The sequence below is a fragment of the Pseudomonadota bacterium genome, assembly GCA_010028905.1.
In the GTDB taxonomy this organism is placed as follows: domain Bacteria; phylum Vulcanimicrobiota; class Xenobia; order RGZZ01; family RGZZ01; genus RGZZ01.
Genome location: RGZZ01000862.1, coordinates 1 through 1,230, shown reverse-complemented (window position 1 = coordinate 1,230; position 1,230 = coordinate 1). Strand labels below are relative to the sequence as shown.

1 protein-coding gene is annotated in these 1,230 nt (G+C 63.7%); it reads right to left on the bottom strand.

The annotated features are described in order from the left end of the window. The coding region (locus EB084_25945) for a serine/threonine protein kinase (GenBank protein ID NDD31707.1) at nucleotides 1-874 on the bottom strand (874 nt) is incomplete at its 3' end. Nucleotides 875-1,230 lie beyond the last annotated feature (356 nt).

Genomic DNA, 1,230 nt, shown 5'->3' with positions numbered 1-1,230 from the left:
TGGCAGCATCGCCAGCGTCGTCAGTGCCCGTGGGGCGGGGTGTCGCAGCGATCTCACGGCGAGGGGAGAGCAGTTCACGGGCTTCTTCAGCGGTGTTCGGGCGCGCATCGCGTGATGCTGACATGAGCACGCGAATGGCCTGGCTCAGGGCCGGAGAGACCTGGGGGTTGTGCATCTCCGGAGGCTCCCAGCGCGCGCGCCCGTCTCGCAGGTCGCGGGCATCGGGAGGCGTTCGGCGCGTGAGTGCGGCGTACAGCGTGGCGCCAAGGCCATAGAGGTCGGCACGGGCATCGATTGAAGAGCTCTCTAGCTGCTCGGGCGCCGCATAGCCGGGGGTTCCCGCGCCAGAGAGCAGCGCGACGGGCGCGGCGCTCCCATCGGCTTCGCGCAGCAGGCCGAAGCCCGTGAGTACGAGACGCCCCCCACGGGTCAGCAACAGGTTGCTCGGCTTCAGATCGAGATGCATGAGTGGGGGCGAGTGGCCGTGCAGGCAGGCGAGAGCGTCGCAGATCGCTGATGCCCAGCGCACCGCGACGTCTGGCTCGATAAGATGCGGCGAGGCGTTCACGTGATCTTCGAGGGTCTGTGCTTCGAGTCGTTCGAAGACGAGGGCAGGATCTGCGTCTTCGATGACGTCGAGCACGCGAGCAACGTTCGGGTGATCGATTCTCTTCACATGATGCCCCGCGCGGATGAACGCCTGGGCGAGATCGCTCTGTTCGTGTGCGGCCCCCGCGTCTGCCTTGAGGTGCTCGACGGTGGCAGGGGTGTCGAGCGTCTCGTCGTGGGTTTGAACCAGAACGGTGAGGCCGTTATCGGTGATGACACTCGTCTCTCGATAGCGACGAGCGATGTGCTGGGTTGTTGATGCCACGCCCTCACCTCCCCTGACCTGCGATGGGGGTTCGATTTCGTTCTGGCGGCTCCTTCGCGTTTTTGGAGACGCGTCAATGACTTACAGTATATAGGCGATTGCGCTTTGCGACCATCACCCTGGTGTCTGGCGGTGTTAACCCGAGCGGGTGAGGGAAATGACGTGGAAGGTTTCGAAAGCCAAGGTCTACGCTCGAGATGCAGGGTGCCGTGGAGCCAACGTCGTTTCGTCAGGCGCCCTCGTTTTCGGGTGAATCGGCGATCTGTGTTCGCTTCTATCGGAATGACGCCATGGCATATACCTTGCTGGCCACGAGCTCCGCCCCCGCGCTGATCGTCTATCTGCTCGACATCAGC